This is a genomic window from Mesorhizobium sp. ORM8.1 (assembly GCF_053005525.2).
In genome coordinates this window covers 1319335-1335578 of the sequence record NZ_CM132600.1, presented here as the reverse complement: position 1 = coordinate 1335578, position 16244 = coordinate 1319335, and the positions used below count along the sequence as shown (strand labels likewise).

Here is a 16244-nt window from a genome sequence, read left to right as displayed (position 1 = left end):
GCCTACTATGGCATTATCCCTGCCGGCCATCATGAAGACGACGGCGGCGCGGCTTTCGGCGCTTTATCTCCTGCTTTTCGCGCTCTGCGCCGTGCTTTTGGTCTTCTATATGACCTCGCTGTCGGCGCGCATGCTGCTGGCGCAGACGCAGGATACCATCAACGACGAGGTGCTGGGCCTGGCGCGTGCCTATCAGCGCGGCGGCCTGCCGGTGCTGGTGCGCGTGGTCGAGAACCGCTCGCGCCAGCCCGGTGCCAACCTTTATCTCATCGCCGACGCCAACGGCCAGATCCTGACCGGCAACGTGCAAAGCCTTGAGCCTGGCGTGATCGAGACCGAAGGCTGGACCACGGAACCCTTTTCCTATCAGCGTTTCGGCGAGGGTGAGCTCGACCGGCTGCGCAGCGGAGACCAGAGCGCGCCTTCGACCGGCACGGGCGGCGCGCAAGCCGAGGGCGAGAAGGGTCACAACGCCATTGCGCTGGTGTTGCGGCTGCCCAACCAGATGATCATGCTGGTCGGCCGCGACCTCGGCGAGCCCGAGCGCTTTCGCGCCGTCATCAAGCGCGCCTTGATGCTGTCCCTTGGTATGATGGGGCTCGGCGGGCTCTTGATCTGGTTCTTCGTCGGCCATGCCGCCCTGAAGCGCATCGACAACGTCTCGGAGGCGAGCCGCCGCATCATGGGTGGCGACCTGTCCGGGCGGCTGCCGGTGACCGGCGCCGGCGACGAGTTCGACCGCCTGTCGGAAAGCCTCAACACGATGCTTGCCCGCATCGCCATGCTGAATGAAGGCCTGAAGCAGGTTTCCGACAACATCGCCCACGACCTCAAGACGCCGCTGACCAGGCTGCGCAACCGCGCCGAAGCCACGCTTGCCGGAAAGCACAAGACGGACGACTATCGCCAGGCGCTAGAGGGCACGATCGCCGAATCCGACCAGCTGATAAAAACCTTCAACGCCATCCTGATGATCTCGCGGCTGGAGGCTGGTTATTCGTCGGAGACCACCAGTCCCGTCGACCTCGCCGCCACGGTGAGCGATGTCGTCGAGCTCTACGAACCGGTGGCGGAGGAGGCGGGAGTCGCGCTGGAAGTCTCGGCGCCGGATGCCCTTGTCGTCAACGGCAACCGCGAGCTGATCGGCCAGGCGCTCTCCAACATTGTCGACAACGCCATCAAATATTCGACGGACGCCACCGAGAGCCCGAAGGTGCGGCTCACGCTGGCGCGCGTCGGCAACGAGATCAAGCTTGCCGTCGCCGACAATGGCCACGGCATTCCCGACGATGGCGACCGCGCGCGTGCCACCGAGCGCTTCGTGCGGCTGGAGAAGAGCCGCTCGCAACCGGGCTCGGGTCTCGGTCTCAGTCTCGCCAAGGCGATCATGACTTTCCACAACGGCAGGCTTGATCTTGCCCCCGCCAATCCGGGATTGTCCGTGGTCATGAGTTTCCCGGCGCGGGAGACGCATTGATGGCGGTGAGAATGGCGAAGAAAAAGCCGGATCCGAGTGGCGGCTTAGCCCGGCGCTGGCGCTTCAGCCGCAGGACAAGGCCCATGCCCGGCGCGAGCTGTCGGAGATAGCCGATGCAGCCGAGGAGGAAGGTCTTTCTCGTCTCGCGGGCTTCCTGGCCGGCGAGGGAGCTTTGCAGGCCCTGCTCGCCGCCATCTTCGACCTGTCGCCTTTCCTGCGCGATGTCGCGCGGCGCCGGCCAGCCATCCTCGACACGTTGTTCGACCAGACCATCGAAAAACGGCTGCTGGCCATTGGCGAAGCGATCGGAGATGCCGCCAGGGCGGAGGACGTCTCGGAATCGGCGCTGATGATGGCGCTGCGGCAATGGAAGACCGAAGCACATTTCCTGATCGCGCTCGCCGACCTTTCAGGCGAGGCCGAAACCTCGGTCACCGTGCGCCGGCTCAGCGACCTTGCCGATGCCTGTACCGGTGCTGCCGTCGATTTCCTGCTGCTCGACGCGCACCGCCAGGGCAAGCTGAAGCTGCCCGATGCAAAACATCCGGCGCGCGGCTCGGGCTGGATCCTGCTCGGCATGGGCAAGCTCGGCGCGCATGAGCTGAATTTTTCCTCCGACATCGATCTGGTCGTCTTCTTCGATCCGGAGGCGCCAGCCGTAGTCGACCCGCTCGACGCGACGGAGCTGTTTTCGCGGCTGGCGCGGCGCCTGGTGCGCATCCTGCAGGACCGCACCGAGCACGGTTATGTCTTCCGCACCGATCTCAGGCTGCGTCCCGATCCCGGCTCGACGCCGCTGGCGATCCCGGTCGAGGCGGCGCTTCGCTATTACGAGGCGCGCGGCCAGAACTGGGAGCGCGCCGCCATGATCAAGGCGCGTCCGGTGGCCGGCGATCTTGAAGCCGGCGCTGCCTTCCTCAAGGAATTGCAGCCCTATGTCTGGCGCAAATACATGGACTATGCGGCGATCGCCGACGTCCATTCGATCAAGCGCCAGATCCATGCCCATAAGGGCCATGGCGAGATCGCGGTCAAAGGCCACAACGTCAAGCTTGGCCGGGGCGGTATCCGCGAGATCGAGTTCTTCGTCCAGACGCAGCAGCTGATCGCCGGCGGCCGCTTCCCGGAACTGCGCGGCCGCGAGACGGTGCCGATGCTGGCGGCGCTCGCCGCGCGCGGCTGGATCACCGCCGAGGCGCGCGATGCCCTTGCCCGGCAATACTGGTTCCTGCGCCGTGTCGAGCACGCCATCCAGATGGTGGCCGACGAGCAGACGCATGTCCTGCCGGACAGCGACGAGGAGCTTCGGCGTATCGCCCTGATGCTGGGCTTTGCCGGCGAGGCGGAATTCGCCAAGGCCTTCCGCGCAGCGCTGCAGGAGGTCGAACGCCACTATGCGGCGCTGTTCGAGACCGCGCCCGAGCTCTCCGCCGGCGTCGGCAATCTGGTCTTCACCGGCGATGTCGACGACCCGGACACGCTGCAGACCTTGCACGGGCTTGGTTTCCAGCGGGCGAGCGACATCTGCCGCGTCATTCGCGGCTGGCATTTCGGCCGCTACCGCGTCACGCAATCGGCCGAAGCCCGCGAACGGCTGACGGAACTGACGCCGGCGCTGCTCAAGGCCTTCGGCCAGACGCGCCGCGCCGACGAGGCGCTGGTGCGTTTCGACGGGTTCCTCGCCGGTCTTCCGGCGGGCATCCAGCTCTTCTCGCTGTTGCAGTCGAACCCGGCGCTCTTGAAGCTGATGGCGACGATCATGGGCGCGGCGCCCAGGCTGGCGGCCATCATCACGCGCCGGCCGCATGTCTTTGACGGCCTGCTCGATCCGGCGTTGCTCACCGAGCTGCCCAACCGCGCTTATCTCTCGGCGCGGCTTGCCGCCTTCATAGAGGGCGATCGCGCTTATGAGGATGTGCTCGACCGCCTGCGCATCTTCGCCTCCGAGCAGAAATTCCTGATCGGCGTGCGCCTGCTCGCCGGCTCGATCGATCCCGCGCGGGCGGGCCGCGCCTTTTCCGACCTCGCCGACCTGACCATCGAAGCGGCGCTCAACGCGGTCATCGCCGAATTCGCGCTGCGCCATGGCAGGATCGCCGGAGCGAGGGTAGCCCTGCTCGGCATGGGCAAGCTTGGCAGCCGCGAGCTGACCGCCGGCTCCGATGTCGATCTCATCCTGCTCTACGATCATGACGCCGATGCCGAGGAGTCCGACGGCGACAAGCCGCTGGCGCCTTCGCACTACTACACGCGCATGACGCAGCGCCTGATCGCCGCCGTCTCGGCGCCGACGGCCGAAGGCGTGCTCTATGAGCTCGACCTGCGCCTGCGCCCGTCCGGCAACAAGGGACCCGTCGCCACCCATATCGACGCTTTCAAAAAATACCAGCGCCAGGAGGCCTGGACCTGGGAGCACATGGCACTGGCGCGGGCGCGTCCCATCGGCGGCGATGCCGGACTTTGCGCCGAGCTTGAGGAAGAGGTGGCGGCGGTATTGGCGCAGCCGCGCGATGCCGCCAAGGTGAAGGCCGAAGCGTCCGAGATGCGGGCGATGATCGAGAAGGAGAAGCCGCCGCGCGACCTCTGGGACATAAAGCTCATCCCGGGCGGCCTCATCGATCTCGAATTCATCGCCCAGGTTGCGGTCATAATCGGCGCTGTCGAGCCTGGCCGTCGGGCGACGGCGACAGCCGACATCCTGGCGCGGCTCGCCCCGCTTTCGCGGCCACCGATATCCGCGAAGAGCTTGGTGAGGCCTATCGGCTCTATCTGGCGCTGACCCAGATGATCAGGCTTTGCCTCACCGGCGAGTTCCAGCGCGACGATGTCCCGCCAGGCTTGTCGGATCTGCTCCTGGCGGTGACCGACCTGCCGGATTTCGCCGTGCTCGAGGCACATCTCAAGGAAATGTCGCGGAAGGTCAGAAAGGATTTCGACCTTCTGCTTCATGCCGGAGCGCGAAAAAGCGCGCCCGGTCGCATCGGGGGTGACGATGCAACAGGAGAAGACCCATGAAGAAATCCACCAAGCTTGCCCTTGCCTTCGTGGCCCTGGCCGGCGCCGTCGGCACGGTTGCTTATGCCGAGAACAAGGCCGCCGGCGGCGAGCGCGTGCCAGGCGGTACAACGGCGCGGCTCAGCAAGGCGACCGGCGGCACCATCGGCTTCGACCAATTTTCCGATGCAGTGGAGGCACGGCTGAGAGAGCTGGCCGCCGGCAAAGGCGGAAGATTGACGGTGGCAGAACTCGCCGAAGCGCTGGAGAAGGTGCGACTAGAATCCTAAGATCGCGGCTACTCGGTGCGTTGGACCTGATGCAGCCTCCGACGTGCATACGCCTGCAGAATCCGGTCGCGCAGATGGGCGTAGAAGCGTGGCGGCAGCATGCCGTAATGGAAGCGGGATGGATTACTTCCCGGGGTAGGCCTGAGATCGGGACCGGGCCAAAGGAAATCATTGGTTTCGCTGACCATGACCCAAGACGGCAGATGGTCGAGTCCTAGATGTGCCTTGAGAGCCGCGGGCATTTCTATTGCATCGTTAGGATTTGACGGAGGCGAGTGTGTGATTGGAACGACCGTCACAACTTCGCGGCCCTCGACAAATCGACGCGCGGCAACGATGGCGCAGGGCCTGTTCTTGCGCCCCTCTTCAAGGCCTTCCTTCTGCTCGTCCGACCAAAGGTAGGAATACGAAATCACCAGACCGGGGACAGGCTTAGGCAGGCTCACGGCGTCCAGTCTTTGAGCATTGCATCCATCTCATCAAATTCGGATGGCACCGCGCTTTCCGCAATGGCGTTCAGCGTCTCGTCGTCCAACTCTTCGACGGGGCGGGCGACCCTGCCTTTGACCAGCACTTCAAACATTGCCGCCGAGAGGAGCACCGTGTGGGCTCGGCCGTTCTTCGTTATCGCCACAGGGCTCCGTTGGGCGGCGTCCTGAAAGCGGCCCACATTCTGCTGAAATTCTGTCGATGTTACGCGCATAAAAGTCACCTCTTTATCCAAAATAGATAAAATAGATAACTTTTTCAAGCCTACCGCAGCAGCGCAGGTTTTTGTGTCACGCCGCTACCTTTACCGCCGGTGGCGACTTCTTCAGCGGGATGCGCACCGACACGATGGTGCCGACGCCTTCGGTCGAGCGGATCTTCAGCGCGCCGCCCTGCAGTTCGGCGAGCGAGCGTGAGATGGCGAGCCCAAGGCCGGAGCCGGCATGGTTCTTGGAGAACTGGTTCTGCACCTGCTCGAACGGCCGGCCAAGCTTGCTCAGCGCCGTCTTCGGGATGCCGCAGCCATTGTCCTCGATGGTGAGGACCAGCGCCCCCGACGTGTTGCGCGCCCTGACCGTGATCCTGCCGCCCTGTCCGGTGAACTTCACCGCGTTGGAGAGCAGGTTGATGGCGATCTGCTTGATCGCGCGGCGATCGGCGAAAAGCCGCATCGAATCGGCGATACGTGTGTCCACCATGATCGACTTTTCGGCGGCCTGCAGCGAGATCACGCGCACCGTTTCCTTGATCAGCGGGCAGAGGTCGATCTCCTCGCGGTCGAGCGAGAACTGGCCGGCTTCGATCTTCGACATGTCGAGGATATCGTTGATGACGCCGAGCAGGTACTTGCCGCTGCCGTTGATGTCGGTTGCGTATTCCTCGTAACGCTCGGAGCCAAGCGGTCCGAACAGGCCCTGTTCCATCAGTTCGGAGAAGCCGATGATGGCGTTGAGCGGCGTGCGCAGCTCATGCGACATGTTGGCGAGGAATTCGGACTTGGCCCGGTTGGCGGCCTCAGCGCGCTCCGTTTCCTTCATGTATTTGCGGTTGAGCTCGACCAGTTCGCTGGCGCGTTCTTCCTCGGCGCGGCGCGCAAGGCTGAGGTCGTGGATCGTCGCCATCAGCCGGCGCTCGCTGTCGACCAGTTTCTCCTGATGCAGCTTGATCTGGGTAATGTCGGAGCCGACCGAGACGATGCCGCCGTCGCGGGTCGTCAATTCGTTGACCTGCAGCCAGCGGCCGTCGGCCAATTGCCGCTCGAAGCTGACGCCGCCTTGCGGCCCGTTGGCGTTGGCCAGCCTGCGCTCCGAGGCGAAGGCCAGCATGCGCTCCTCGAGGAAGTCGCGTGTGGCGCCCGGCACCACGTCGCGGTCGGAGAGCCCGTTGTCCTTCTGGAATTTGGAATTGCACATGATGAGCCGGTCGGCCGCGTCCCACAGCACGAAGGACTCGTTGATGTTCTCGATCGCCGTCCTCAGCCGCATGTCGGCCGCTTCCGAGCGCAGCGCCAGGTGTCGCTGCTCGGTGACGTCGACGGCGATGCCGATCAGCTGGATCTCCGGCGCCTCCGGATCGATCACCTGGGCGCGGGCGCGCATCCACACCCACTGCCCGTCGGCGTGGCGCATGCGGAACACCTGGTCGATATGGTCGATCTCGCGTTCGATGATGCGGTTGGCGAGCTCAAACAGGTCGTCGTCTTCGGGATGGATGATCTCGTCGACCTCGCCGAAGGAGAGCATGGCCTCGCAGGGCTCGTAGCCCAGCATGTCGTACATCGAGCGCGACCAATACATCTTGCCGCGCACCATGTCCCAGTCCCACAACCCGCAGCGGCCGCGTACCAGCGCCATGTCGATGCGCTGGTGCGCTTCCAGGTAGATGCGGTCGGCGGCCTGGGCGCGCGCCGCCTGGCCGAAATAGGCGTAGAGGATGACGATCAGCACGCCGGCCGTCAGCACGAACAGCGTGACATTGAGCGACATCGACTTGCGCCAACTGTCGAACACCGCTGCCTGGGGCACCAAAACGGCGGCGGCGTTCTTGCGGTTGCCTGAAAGGCTCACCGCCGCATACCAGTCCTGTCCGGCGATGGTGACGTCCATGACGCCGGCGCGGTCGCCGAACATGAACAGCGGCTGGCCGCCAAGCACGAGGCTGTCCAGCGTCCGGCCCTGCCAGCCCGTCGACAGCGGCGAGACGGCGACGACCTTGAAGGCGGCGTCGGTTATGGCGAGCACATGGGCGCGGCCCATGGCGCCCTGGCGGCTGGTGTTCTCCAAAAGGTCGATGGCGTTGATGCCGGCCGTGCTGGGGTCGGCGGTGATCGCCTGCGCCATCTGGCCGGCGGCGAGCGCCAGCACGGCCTTGGAATCGCGCTCGATCTCGTCATGCTCGTTCATCAGCGACAGGAAGCGCAGCGCTGCAATGACGATGAGGAAAATGATGATCAGCGCCGGGATCGACCGGCGCAGCAGCGGTTCGGCGGCTAAAAGCCGCTGATAGGCAGGTTCGGCGATCAGGCGCGTGTTGCCGGCAAGTCCATCGTTCCTTGCCTTGCGACGCGCAAAAGCCTTCCCTCCGGGCGCGCCCCACGCGTCCGCCTTGGCCATAAATGGCACTCCCCGATTTGCCGCATTTACAGAAATGATCCGGCTACGCCGCACGCCCGAATCGTCAGTAAAGAATCAAAGGTGATTCGCCTTGTCCAGAGGCGCGGCCAAAAAACATTAAAAATTGATTGAAATTCGTTGAAACAGCTGATCTCCCCCCTCGTGGGCAGGGAGTTTTTACGAAGAGGACCCCCACCTTAATCCCTCCCCACAAGGGAGGGAGACTTGGTAGGCGCCGATCTCCGCAAATCGCGGTAGTGTGCTGAGAGTTCTGCAAATTCGCTGAGAGGGGGCGGTCATGGCAGGCTGGTGATTGTTCACGTCACCGATTCCCGCGAAGGAACGCCACCATGACCAAGATTGAAAGTAAGACCGCCAGCGCTGCCGTCAAAGACATTCTGCTTTCGAACCCGGATGGACTGCACGAAGTGATCCGCGCGGTGATGCAGGAGGTGCTCGAGGCCGAGATGGACGAGGCGCTTGGTGCTTCGAAAAGCGAACGCACGCCGGAGCGGCTGGGCTACCGCTCGGGCTACTATGGCCGCACCCTTGTCACGCGTGTCGGCAAGCTTGAGCTGCGGGTTCCGCAGGACCGCTCGGGGCGCTTCTCGACCGAATTGTTCGAGCGCTACCAGCGTTCGGAGCGAGCCTTGGTGGCGACGCTGGCCGAGATGTATGTGCAGGGTGTGTCGACCAGGAAGGTGAAGGCGATCACCGAGGAGCTGTGCGGTCATGCGTTTTCGGCCTCGTCGATCTCGGCCATCAACAAGCGGCTGGACGAGAGCCTCGCTGCCTTTGCCAGGCGCCCCCTTCAAGAGCCGTTCCCTTACCTCATCCTCGACGCGCGCTATGAGAAGGTGCGTGAAGCCGGCGTCGTCATGAGCCAGGCGGTGCTGATCGCTGTCGGCATCGACTGGGACGGAAGGCGCCAGATCCTGGCTGTGGAGATGGCCAATCGCGAGAGCCGTTCGGCCTGGAAAGACTTTCTCGTCTCGCTGAAGGCGCGCGGCCTCAAGGGTGTCGAGCTGGTCGTCTCCGACGACCATGCCGGCCTCGTGGCGGCGATCGGTGAGGTGATCCCGGAAGCGGCATGGCAACGCTGCTACGTCCACTTCCTCAGGAACGCGCTCGATCACCTGCCGAGGAAGCATGGCGACGATTGTCTGCAGGAGCTCAGATGGCTCTACGACCGGCGCGATCTCGCCGAGGCAAGGGCCGATCTCGCCGCATGGCTGTCCAAATGGTCCGCCCGCTACCCGCGGCTGACCAGCTGGGCGGAAGAAGCCATAGAACAGACGCTGACCTTCTTCCGGCTGCCGCGCCAGCACCACAAGCACCTGAAGTCCACCAACATGCTCGAACGGCTCAACGAGGAGATCAGGCGCCGCACCTATGTCGTGCGCATCTTCCCCAATGCCGAAAGCTGCCTGCGCCTGGTCAGGGCATTGGCCGTCGAAACCAACGAAAACTGGATGGAGGCCAACCGCTACATCAACATGGACGACCTGCGCGAGCACAAGAAGCTCGCGCTGCGCCAAGCCGCATGACCAGCATCGTGGCCGCCCCAATTTTGCAGAACTTGACGCACACAACCCAAATCGCCTAGGTTCGACGCCAAAAAAGGGTGGCGTGCGGTAGCGTTCCCTCCCCCTTGTGGGGAGGGTTAGGGGGTGGGGGTCCTCTTCGTAAAACTCATATGCGATTGCCCTGCCCTCGTGGGGGAGATCGCCAATCACGCCAGCGTGCGTTCCACGATATCGCGCAGATCCGCCGACAGGTTCTCCGCCTTCGCCATCTGGAGCAGCGCGTCCCTGGCCTTGGCCTGACGTCCGGGTTCCAGCGAGCGCCACGACCGCAGCGCTGTCGCCAGTCTGGCCGCGACCTGCGGGTTGCGTTTCTCGACCTCCAACACCGTCACGGCGAACAGGCGGTAACCTTCGCCGTCGGCGCGGTGGAAGCCGGTCTGGTTGGCGCTGGAGAAGGTGCCGATCAATGAGCGCATGCGGTTTGGGTTGGCGATCGAGAAGGCTTCGTGCTGCATAAGCTCGCGCACCTTGTCGACGGTTTGCGCACCGGGCACGCTGGCCTGGATCTGGAACCATTTGTCGAGCACCAGGGCGTCGCCGCGATAGCGCGCCTCGAACGCGGCCAGCGCCGCCTCGGCTTGGCGCGAACCGGCATGGCGGTGCGCCAGCACGGTGAGTGCCGCGGCGCGATCGGTCATGTTGGTGGCGGTGTTGAAGTGCCGCGCGGCAAGCGCAGCACCCTCCGGCAGCAGCGAAAGATAGTCCAGCAAGGTGTTGCGCAGCGCGCGTCGCCCGGCGCTCGCCGCGTCCGGCGTGTACGGGCCGTCGTCGCCGAGGCTATCATAGAGCGCCGAGAAGCCCTCGCGGTTTGCCGCAGCGATCGCCCGCGCCAGCGCTTCGCGCGCGGTGAAGATGGCGTCGGGATCGATGCCCTTGCCGATGTCACGGGCGATATCGGCCTCGCCCGGCAGCGTCAGCGCCAGCGCCCGGTAGGCCGGCTCCAGCGTCTCATCTCCGGCGATCTTGCCGGCAAGTGCGGCGAGCTTTGCCGTAAAGGCCGGCTCCTTGCCGCCCAGCACCTGGCGGAAGGCCGCGATCAGCGCGTCGGTGAGCAGCGTGTTGAACGCTTGCCAGCGCGCGAAGGCGTCGCTGTCATGGGCGGCGAGGAAGAACTGGTCGTCGGCCTTCTGCTGCACCGAAAGCGTGATCGGCGCCGAGAAGCCGCGGTTGAGCGATACGGCGGGGCGCTCAGCTATGCCGGAGAAGCGGACCGTGTGCCGTCGCTTGCGGATGTGGATGACGCCATCCTCCACGACAGCGCCCTCGACGGCGGCCCACGTGACGGGCTTGCCGCCGGCGCCGACCAGGCCGAAGGCCAGCGGGATGTGCATCAGCCGCTTGCGGCTTTCCGACGGCGTCGGCGGCACCGACTGCTCGATCTCCAGCGTGAATTCCTTTGCCGCCGCGTTGTGCGCGGAACTGACCGTCAGGTTCGGCGTGCCGGCCTGGTGGTACCAGAGCGCGAATTGCGCCAGGTCGCGGCCGGACACATCCTCGAACACTTTGACGAAATCTTCGATCGTCGCGGCTTCGCCGTCATGCCGCTCGAAATAGAGATCCATGCCGGCCCGGAAGGTTTCGGGTCCGAGAATGGTGCGGATCATGCGCACCACTTCCGAGCCCTTTTCGTAGACGGTCGCCGTGTAGAAGTTGTTGATCTCGCGGTAGCGGCGCGGCCTGACCGGATGCGCCAGCGGGCCCTGGTCTTCCGGGAACTGGTGCGAACGCAGCGTCCGCACCTCGGCAATGCGCTTGACCGCCCGCGAACGCTGGTCGGCGGAGAATTCGTGGTCGCGATAGACCGTCAGCCCCTCCTTCAGGCAGAGCTGGAACCAGTCGCGGCAGGTGATCCTGTTGCCGGTCCAATTGTGGAAATACTCATGCGCTATGATCGCCTCGATATTGGCGAAGTCGGCATCCGTCGCGGTTTCCTCGTCGGCCAGCACATATTTGTCGTTGAAGACGTTGAGGCCCTTGTTCTCCATCGCGCCCATGTTGAAGTCGGACACGGCAACGATGTTGAAGACGTCGAGATCGTATTCGCGGCCGAAGGCTTCCTCGTCCCATTTCATCGAGCGCTTCAGCGCGTCCATCGCATAGCCGGCGAGCCGCTCCTTGCCGGGCTCGACATAGATGCCGAGCTCGACAGCGCGGCCGGACGTCGTGGTGAAGCTGTCCGCCACCTTGCCGAGCGCGCCTGCGACTAGCGCGAAAAGATAGGACGGCTTGGGGAAGGGGTCGTGCCAGACAGCGTAGTGCCAGCCACCGTCCAGCGCGCCGCTTTCGACAGGGTTGCCGTTGGAAAGCAGCAGCGGCGCCTCATTGTGCGGCGCCTCGATACGCACCGTGTAGACCGACAGGATGTCGGGCCGGTCGAGGAAATAGGTGATGCGGCGAAAGCCTTCGGCCTCGCACTGCGTGCAATAGACATTGCTGGAGCGATAGAGACCCATCAGCGCCTCGTTGCCGTCCGGCGCGATCTCGGTTTCGAGGCTGAGTTCGAAATGCTGTGCAGCCGGAGGGGTCGGGATCGTCAACTGGTCCGGCGTCGCCTGATAGTCGGCAGACGGCAGCGTCTTGCCGTCAATGGCAACGCTGAGCAGCGTCAGTCCGTCGCCGTCGAGCACCAGTGGCGCCGAGGCGGCCACACCTTCGCGCCGCGCGATGGTCAGCACGGCAGTGACGCGGGTCGCATCCGGCGACAGTCGAAAGTCGAGGCTGGTTTTCGGGATCAGATAATCGCTGGGGCGATAGTCTTCGAGCCTGAAGACATGGCCGGTATCGGTGCGCATTCCCTTGGTTTTCCTGTCGATTTCGGTCGGACAGCGAACAATGCTGATCCAAGAATTTTGAGGTGCGCGCTCTTTACACGAAACGGTCACTCGACAAAACTGCTCTATCCCTTTGTCTTTTTGCAATTCCGGACGGAAAACCGCTACACACTTTTCCTGGAATTGCTCTTGGCCTATTTCGCGGCTTCGTTTTCCGCCCATTTTCACGAGGCAAGATGACCGTCGATCACGCCGTCGGCCACAATACGCTGCGCGGCATCGCGTTGAAGATCGTCTCGGTGGCGGTCTTTGTCGGCATGCAGACCTGCATCAAGTCGGCGGGCGACGTGCCGGCCGGGCAGATCGTCTTCTTCCGCTCCTTCTTCGCCATCTTCCCGATCATCGCCTTCCTGGCCTTCAAGCGACAGCTGGGCACGGCATTCGTCACCAAGCGGCCATTCAACCACATCGCGCGCGGCGTCGTCGGCGTCGGCGCCATGGGGCTCGGCTTCTTCGCGCTGACCAGGCTGCCGCTTCCGGAGGCGATCACGCTGAACTATGCGCAGCCGCTCCTGGTGGTGGTGTTCTCTTCGGTCTTCCTCGGCGAATCGATCCGCGTCTATCGCTGGAGCGCGGTCGCGGTCGGCCTGGTCGGCGTGCTGATCATCTCCTGGCCGGAACTGACGCTCTTGAATTCCGACCAGGGGCTGGACGACCAGGAAGTGCTGGGCGTCGTGGCGGTTCTCATCGCGGCGGCGATCTCGGCGGTCGCCATGCTTCTGGTGCGCAATCTCGTACAGACCGAGAAGACGGCGACCATCGTGCTGTGGTTCTCCTCGACGGCAACGGTGCTGTCGCTCTTCACGCTGCCTTTCGGCTGGCAGGCGCTGACGCCGGCGCAGGCAGCGCTGCTTGTCGCCGCCGGCTTTTGCGGCGGGCTCGGCCAGATCCTGATGACAGCCGCATACCGCCACGCCGAGGCCTCGGTCGTGGCGCCTTTCGAATATACTTCGATGATCCTCGGCCTCGTCGTCGGCTATCTGGTCTTCGGCGACGTGACATCGCTCAACACGCTGGTCGGCGGCATGATCGTGGTCGCCGCCGGCATCTTCATCATCTGGCGCGAACGGCAGCTCGGCCTGGAGCGCACGCGCACCAGAAAGGCCGCGCCGCCGCAGGGGTGAGGCTACGACGACTGCGCCCGCTCCTTTGCCAGCCGCACCAGCACCGTCCGCGTCTGCTCGTCGGCCGGAAAGAAGGATTCGATCGCCAGTTCCGACAGCGTGACATCGAGCGGCGTGCCGAACACGGTGATCGTGCTGATGAAGGACAGCACCTGGTCGCCATGCGCCAGCCGCATCGGATGCACGATGCCGCTCGGCTCGAGCGGCGCCGGGCGGCCGCTCTTCAGGCCGGATGGATAGGCGCGCAGCTCGCGCTCCAGCTCGATCAGCACCGGATCGCCGGTCGCGTCGTTCTGGTGCTTCAGCCGTTCGAGGAGATGCGCGCGCCATTCCGCCAGGTTGACGATGCGCGGCGCGACACCGGCCGGATGCAGGCTGAGCCGCAGCACATTGACCGGCGGCTGAAGCAGGGACGGCTCGGAAATATCGGCAAGGAACGGCGCGATCGCGGCATTGGCCAGGACGAGATTCCAATGCCGGTCCACCGCCAGCGCCGGGAACGGTTCGTGACCGTTGAGCACGGTCTCGACGGCGGCCATGGCCGGGGCCAGCGTCTTATCGGTCAGCGATTTTTCGCTGAAGCTCGGCGCGAAGCCCGCGGCAAGCAACAGCTGGTTGCGCTGCCTGAGCGGGATCGACAGCTGCTCGGCCAGATGCAGCACCATGTCGCGCGACGGCCGGGCGCGGCCGCTTTCGACGAAGGAGAGTGCCGCTGCGAGATATCGGCTTCCATGGCGAGATCGAGCTGGCTCATGCGCCGCCGCGTGCGCCATTCGCGAATGAGGTTGCCGGCGGAAATATCGGATGTGATCATGGGGATAGGACTAGGCCGGGGAGGGGCGTATTTCAATTACCCGGGAGGTTATTGGTGAAGGCGCCTGTGCCGGCTGATCTCCCCCTTGTGGGGGAGATGTCCGGCAGGACAGAGGGGGGCGCGAAGGATCGCTAGCCTTTGAAATCCTGATTATTTCTCAGCTGGTGTAACATACAAGCTGACAGGTTGGCGGGACAGCGCCTCCTCTGCCTTGCCAGCCATCTCCCCCACAAGGGGGAGATTAGCTAGTCGCCAGCCCCTTCAGCTTCGCCTTCACTTCGAGGAAATCGCGCCATGCGAGCTTCTTATGCGCCGGCGTCCTCAGGAGATACGCCGGGTGCAGCGTCGGCATCGCCGGAATGGCGGTGCCCGAGGCTGTCGTGTGCACCCGCCAGTTGCCGCGCAGGCGCAGGATGCCCTCGGTCGTGTTGAGCAGCGTCTTGGCCGACGGCCCGCCGAGATTGACCAGCACTTTGGGATTGACCAGCTCGATCTGTCTTTCGATGAACGGGCGGCAGATCTCGGTCTCGTGCGGCGTCGGCGTGCGGTTGCCGGGCGGCCGCCAGGGAATGACATTGGCGATATAGGCCGCGTTGCGGTCAAGCCCGATCGCGGCGAGCATGCGGTCGAGCAGCCGGCCGGAGCGGCCGACGAAGGGCAGCCCTTCGAGGTCCTCGTCGCGGCCCGGCGCTTCGCCGACCAGCATCAGGTCGGCATTCGGGTTGCCGTCTGCGAAGACCAGGTTCTTGGCGGTGAATTTGAGGTTGCAGCCGTCGAAGCCGGCCATGTGCTGGCGCAGTTCCTCGAGCGTCGAGGCGCTTGCGGCAAGCTGGCGCGCAAGCAGCGCCTGCGCCTCATCGGGGACGGCGGCCGTGGCCATGCGGACGGGCGCGTCCGGAATGTTGCGGGCATCCAGGCCGGGTGCTGGTTGCTCCCGTGGCGGCGCTGCTTCAAAGCGGGGCTGGGCCGCCGGCTGTTCGCGGGGCCTGCTTTCAGCGATGGGCGCGGCTGGCGGGCGAAGGCGCTCTGCCGGTTTCGGCTTGGGCTCCGCGAAGCGGTTGATCGGCGCGTCTTCAAGCGCATCGTCGACGCCGGCGCTGGCGTAGAAGGCGAGCAGTTCGGCGATCTCGGCTGACGTGTTGGGGGAGGCGGCAGTCATGGCGCCACCATTGTCCGCGCGGCGCCAATTTGCAAGTTTGGTGATATCAACCGGTGGGAATGCGCGGATCCTGCACGATATAAAACGTCCAGCGCGGCGTGTAGTCGGTGACCAGGAAATCGAAAGTCGCCGTCTTCAGCGGATCGACCTTGCCGTTCTTGAACAACAGCTGGTCATAAGGTTCGAACCGGCGGTCGAAATCGGCGAAATTGCTCGACCAGATGTTGTCGGGGATCTTGTTGCGCTGGTCGAAGGACAGGCCGTCGCCGAACACGCTCGGCTGGTCGAGGATCTCCTGCAGCTCGAACTGGAACTCCACCCAGGGCAGGGCGCTGTTGTTGAGCACGTCGATGCGCATATACATCACGCCGTTGGCGACCTCGCCGGCCTTGCCGAACGGCTCGATCGGCTTGGTGGCGCGGATGGTCAGCGTCACCGGCGTCGCCGTGTTCAGCTCCTCCTTGATGACCAGCGGGTCTTCCTTGGTGCCGATGCCGGAAGCGCCGGTGATGCGGAAGCCGCCAAGCTCGTCGGAGAAAGAATAGGCGCCGGTGGTCCAGACCTTCACCGGATCGGCCAGCGCCGGCACGGATAAAACAAAAGCCGGCACGGATAAAACAAGCGCAGGAACGGTCAAAAACAAGAGCGGAAGAACCGCGCGCCAGGCGGTGCCGGGCGTTAAGAGCAAGCGCTTCAAGGGAAAGCCTGACGGCTCAAGCATGCGCATGCGCCAAGTATTGCCGATAACCAAGCCGTCGAACAATTAAAAAGATGCGGGCAGCCGGCTGGTCTTGCAACCCGGTTGGTCCTGGCCTTGGCCAAAGCTGCACCCACTTCGTAGGAAAACCGCGACTTTTTGTCGAAATCG

Annotated in this window: 11 protein-coding genes and 2 pseudogenes; 6 read left to right on the top strand and 7 right to left on the bottom strand. The window is 64.4% G+C overall.

Going from position 1 to position 16244, the window contains the following annotated elements; translation table 11 throughout:
* Nucleotides 1-7 precede the first annotated feature (7 nt).
* The 3 genes and pseudogenes from ACVDG8_RS07065 (at nt 8) to ACVDG8_RS07055 (ending at nt 4761) form a co-directional block, all read left to right on the top strand.
* A complete protein-coding gene (locus tag ACVDG8_RS07065; protein ID WP_447254070.1) occupies nt 8-1477 on the top strand; it encodes an ATP-binding protein in 1470 nt (489 codons plus the stop codon).
* A gap of 55 nt (nt 1478-1532) precedes the next feature.
* Nucleotides 1533-4492, top strand: a pseudogene (locus ACVDG8_RS07060) (bifunctional [glutamine synthetase] adenylyltransferase/[glutamine synthetase]-adenylyl-L-tyrosine phosphorylase).
* The gene (locus ACVDG8_RS07055; protein WP_447254069.1) at nt 4489-4761 is read left to right on the top strand and encodes a hypothetical protein; all 273 of its coding nucleotides are present in this window, start codon (nt 4489-4491) and stop codon (nt 4759-4761) included. The pseudogene ACVDG8_RS07060 and the gene ACVDG8_RS07055 overlap by 4 nt, the downstream one beginning before the upstream one ends.
* Nucleotides 4762-4769: 8 nt before the next feature.
* Here the strand turns inward: ACVDG8_RS07055 and ACVDG8_RS07050 are convergent, their stop codons facing one another.
* Genes ACVDG8_RS07050 through ACVDG8_RS07040 form a run of 3 tightly spaced genes read right to left on the bottom strand, consistent with a single transcriptional unit; the run spans nt 4770 to nt 7862 of the window.
* On the bottom strand, nt 4770-5207 hold the full coding sequence (locus tag ACVDG8_RS07050) for a type II toxin-antitoxin system PemK/MazF family toxin (protein ID WP_447254068.1): 438 nt from the start codon (nt 5205-5207) through the stop codon (nt 4770-4772).
* Nucleotides 5204-5512: a type II toxin-antitoxin system prevent-host-death family antitoxin gene (locus ACVDG8_RS07045; RefSeq protein WP_447254067.1), complete on the bottom strand. Its 309-nt coding sequence runs from the start codon at nt 5510-5512 to the stop codon at nt 5204-5206. Before ACVDG8_RS07045 ends, ACVDG8_RS07050 begins: the two co-directional genes overlap by 4 nt.
* Before the next feature lie 28 nt (nt 5513-5540).
* Nucleotides 5541-7862, bottom strand: a complete 2322-nt coding sequence (locus ACVDG8_RS07040; RefSeq protein ID WP_447254066.1) for a PAS domain-containing sensor histidine kinase — start codon at nt 7860-7862, stop codon at nt 5541-5543.
* A gap of 350 nt (nt 7863-8212) precedes the next feature.
* On the opposite strand from ACVDG8_RS07040, the gene ACVDG8_RS07035 reads away from it, so the two are divergent.
* Nucleotides 8213-9409, top strand: coding sequence for an IS256 family transposase (locus ACVDG8_RS07035; protein WP_447251155.1), 1197 nt, complete (start codon nt 8213-8215; stop codon nt 9407-9409).
* Between the two features lie 185 nt (nt 9410-9594).
* On the opposite strand, the gene pepN is transcribed toward ACVDG8_RS07035, so the two are convergent.
* Nucleotides 9595-12240 (bottom strand): aminopeptidase N, encoded by a 2646-nt coding sequence (pepN, locus tag ACVDG8_RS07030; RefSeq protein ID WP_447254065.1) that lies wholly within the window; start codon nt 12238-12240, stop codon nt 9595-9597.
* Nucleotides 12241-12455: 215 nt separating this feature from the next.
* Here pepN and ACVDG8_RS07025 point away from each other — a divergent pair, with 215 nt between their 5' ends.
* Entirely contained in the window at nt 12456-13403 is a 948-nt protein-coding gene (locus ACVDG8_RS07025) for a DMT family transporter (protein ID WP_447254064.1), read from the top strand.
* Between the two features lie 2 nt (nt 13404-13405).
* On the opposite strand, the pseudogene ACVDG8_RS07020 reads toward ACVDG8_RS07025, so the two are convergent.
* The 3 genes and pseudogenes from ACVDG8_RS07020 to ACVDG8_RS07010 all read right to left on the bottom strand — a co-directional run bounded on the left by ACVDG8_RS07020 (nt 13406) and on the right by ACVDG8_RS07010 (nt 16013).
* A pseudogene (locus ACVDG8_RS07020) lies at nt 13406-14217 on the bottom strand (helix-turn-helix domain-containing protein).
* A 241-nt stretch (nt 14218-14458) separates the two neighbouring features.
* Nucleotides 14459-15376 carry a uracil-DNA glycosylase family protein gene (locus tag ACVDG8_RS07015; RefSeq protein WP_447254062.1) on the bottom strand — a complete coding sequence of 306 codons (918 nt, stop codon included), beginning with the start codon at nt 15374-15376 and terminating at the stop codon, nt 14459-14461.
* Nucleotides 15377-15422: 46 nt separating this feature from the next.
* Nucleotides 15423-16013 (bottom strand): hypothetical protein, encoded by a 591-nt coding sequence (locus tag ACVDG8_RS07010; RefSeq protein ID WP_447257255.1) that lies wholly within the window; start codon nt 16011-16013, stop codon nt 15423-15425.
* Between ACVDG8_RS07010 and ACVDG8_RS07005 the strand changes: the two genes are divergently transcribed.
* The gene (locus ACVDG8_RS07005; protein WP_447257442.1) at nt 15928-16143 is read left to right on the top strand and encodes a hypothetical protein; all 216 of its coding nucleotides are present in this window, start codon (nt 15928-15930) and stop codon (nt 16141-16143) included. The two genes, ACVDG8_RS07010 and ACVDG8_RS07005, sit on opposite strands and share 86 nt — an antisense overlap.
* Nucleotides 16144-16244: the final 101 nt, after the last annotated feature.

Excerpts from the sequence above, each read along its gene's own strand:
- ACVDG8_RS07065 (WP_447254070.1), top strand. The coding sequence starts at position 8 with ATGGCATTATCCCTGCCGGCCATCATGAAGACGACGGCGGCGCGGCTT.
- ACVDG8_RS07055 (WP_447254069.1), top strand. The coding sequence starts at position 4,489 with ATGAAGAAATCCACCAAGCTTGCCCTTGCCTTCGTGGCCCTGGCCGGC.
- ACVDG8_RS07040 (WP_447254066.1), bottom strand. The coding sequence starts at position 7,862 with ATGGCCAAGGCGGACGCGTGGGGCGCGCCCGGAGGGAAGGCTTTTGCG.
- ACVDG8_RS07035 (WP_447251155.1), top strand. The coding sequence starts at position 8,213 with ATGACCAAGATTGAAAGTAAGACCGCCAGCGCTGCCGTCAAAGACATT.
- pepN (WP_447254065.1), bottom strand. The coding sequence starts at position 12,240 with ATGCGCACCGATACCGGCCATGTCTTCAGGCTCGAAGACTATCGCCCC.
- ACVDG8_RS07025 (WP_447254064.1), top strand. The coding sequence starts at position 12,456 with ATGACCGTCGATCACGCCGTCGGCCACAATACGCTGCGCGGCATCGCG.
- ACVDG8_RS07015 (WP_447254062.1), bottom strand. The coding sequence starts at position 15,376 with ATGACTGCCGCCTCCCCCAACACGTCAGCCGAGATCGCCGAACTGCTC.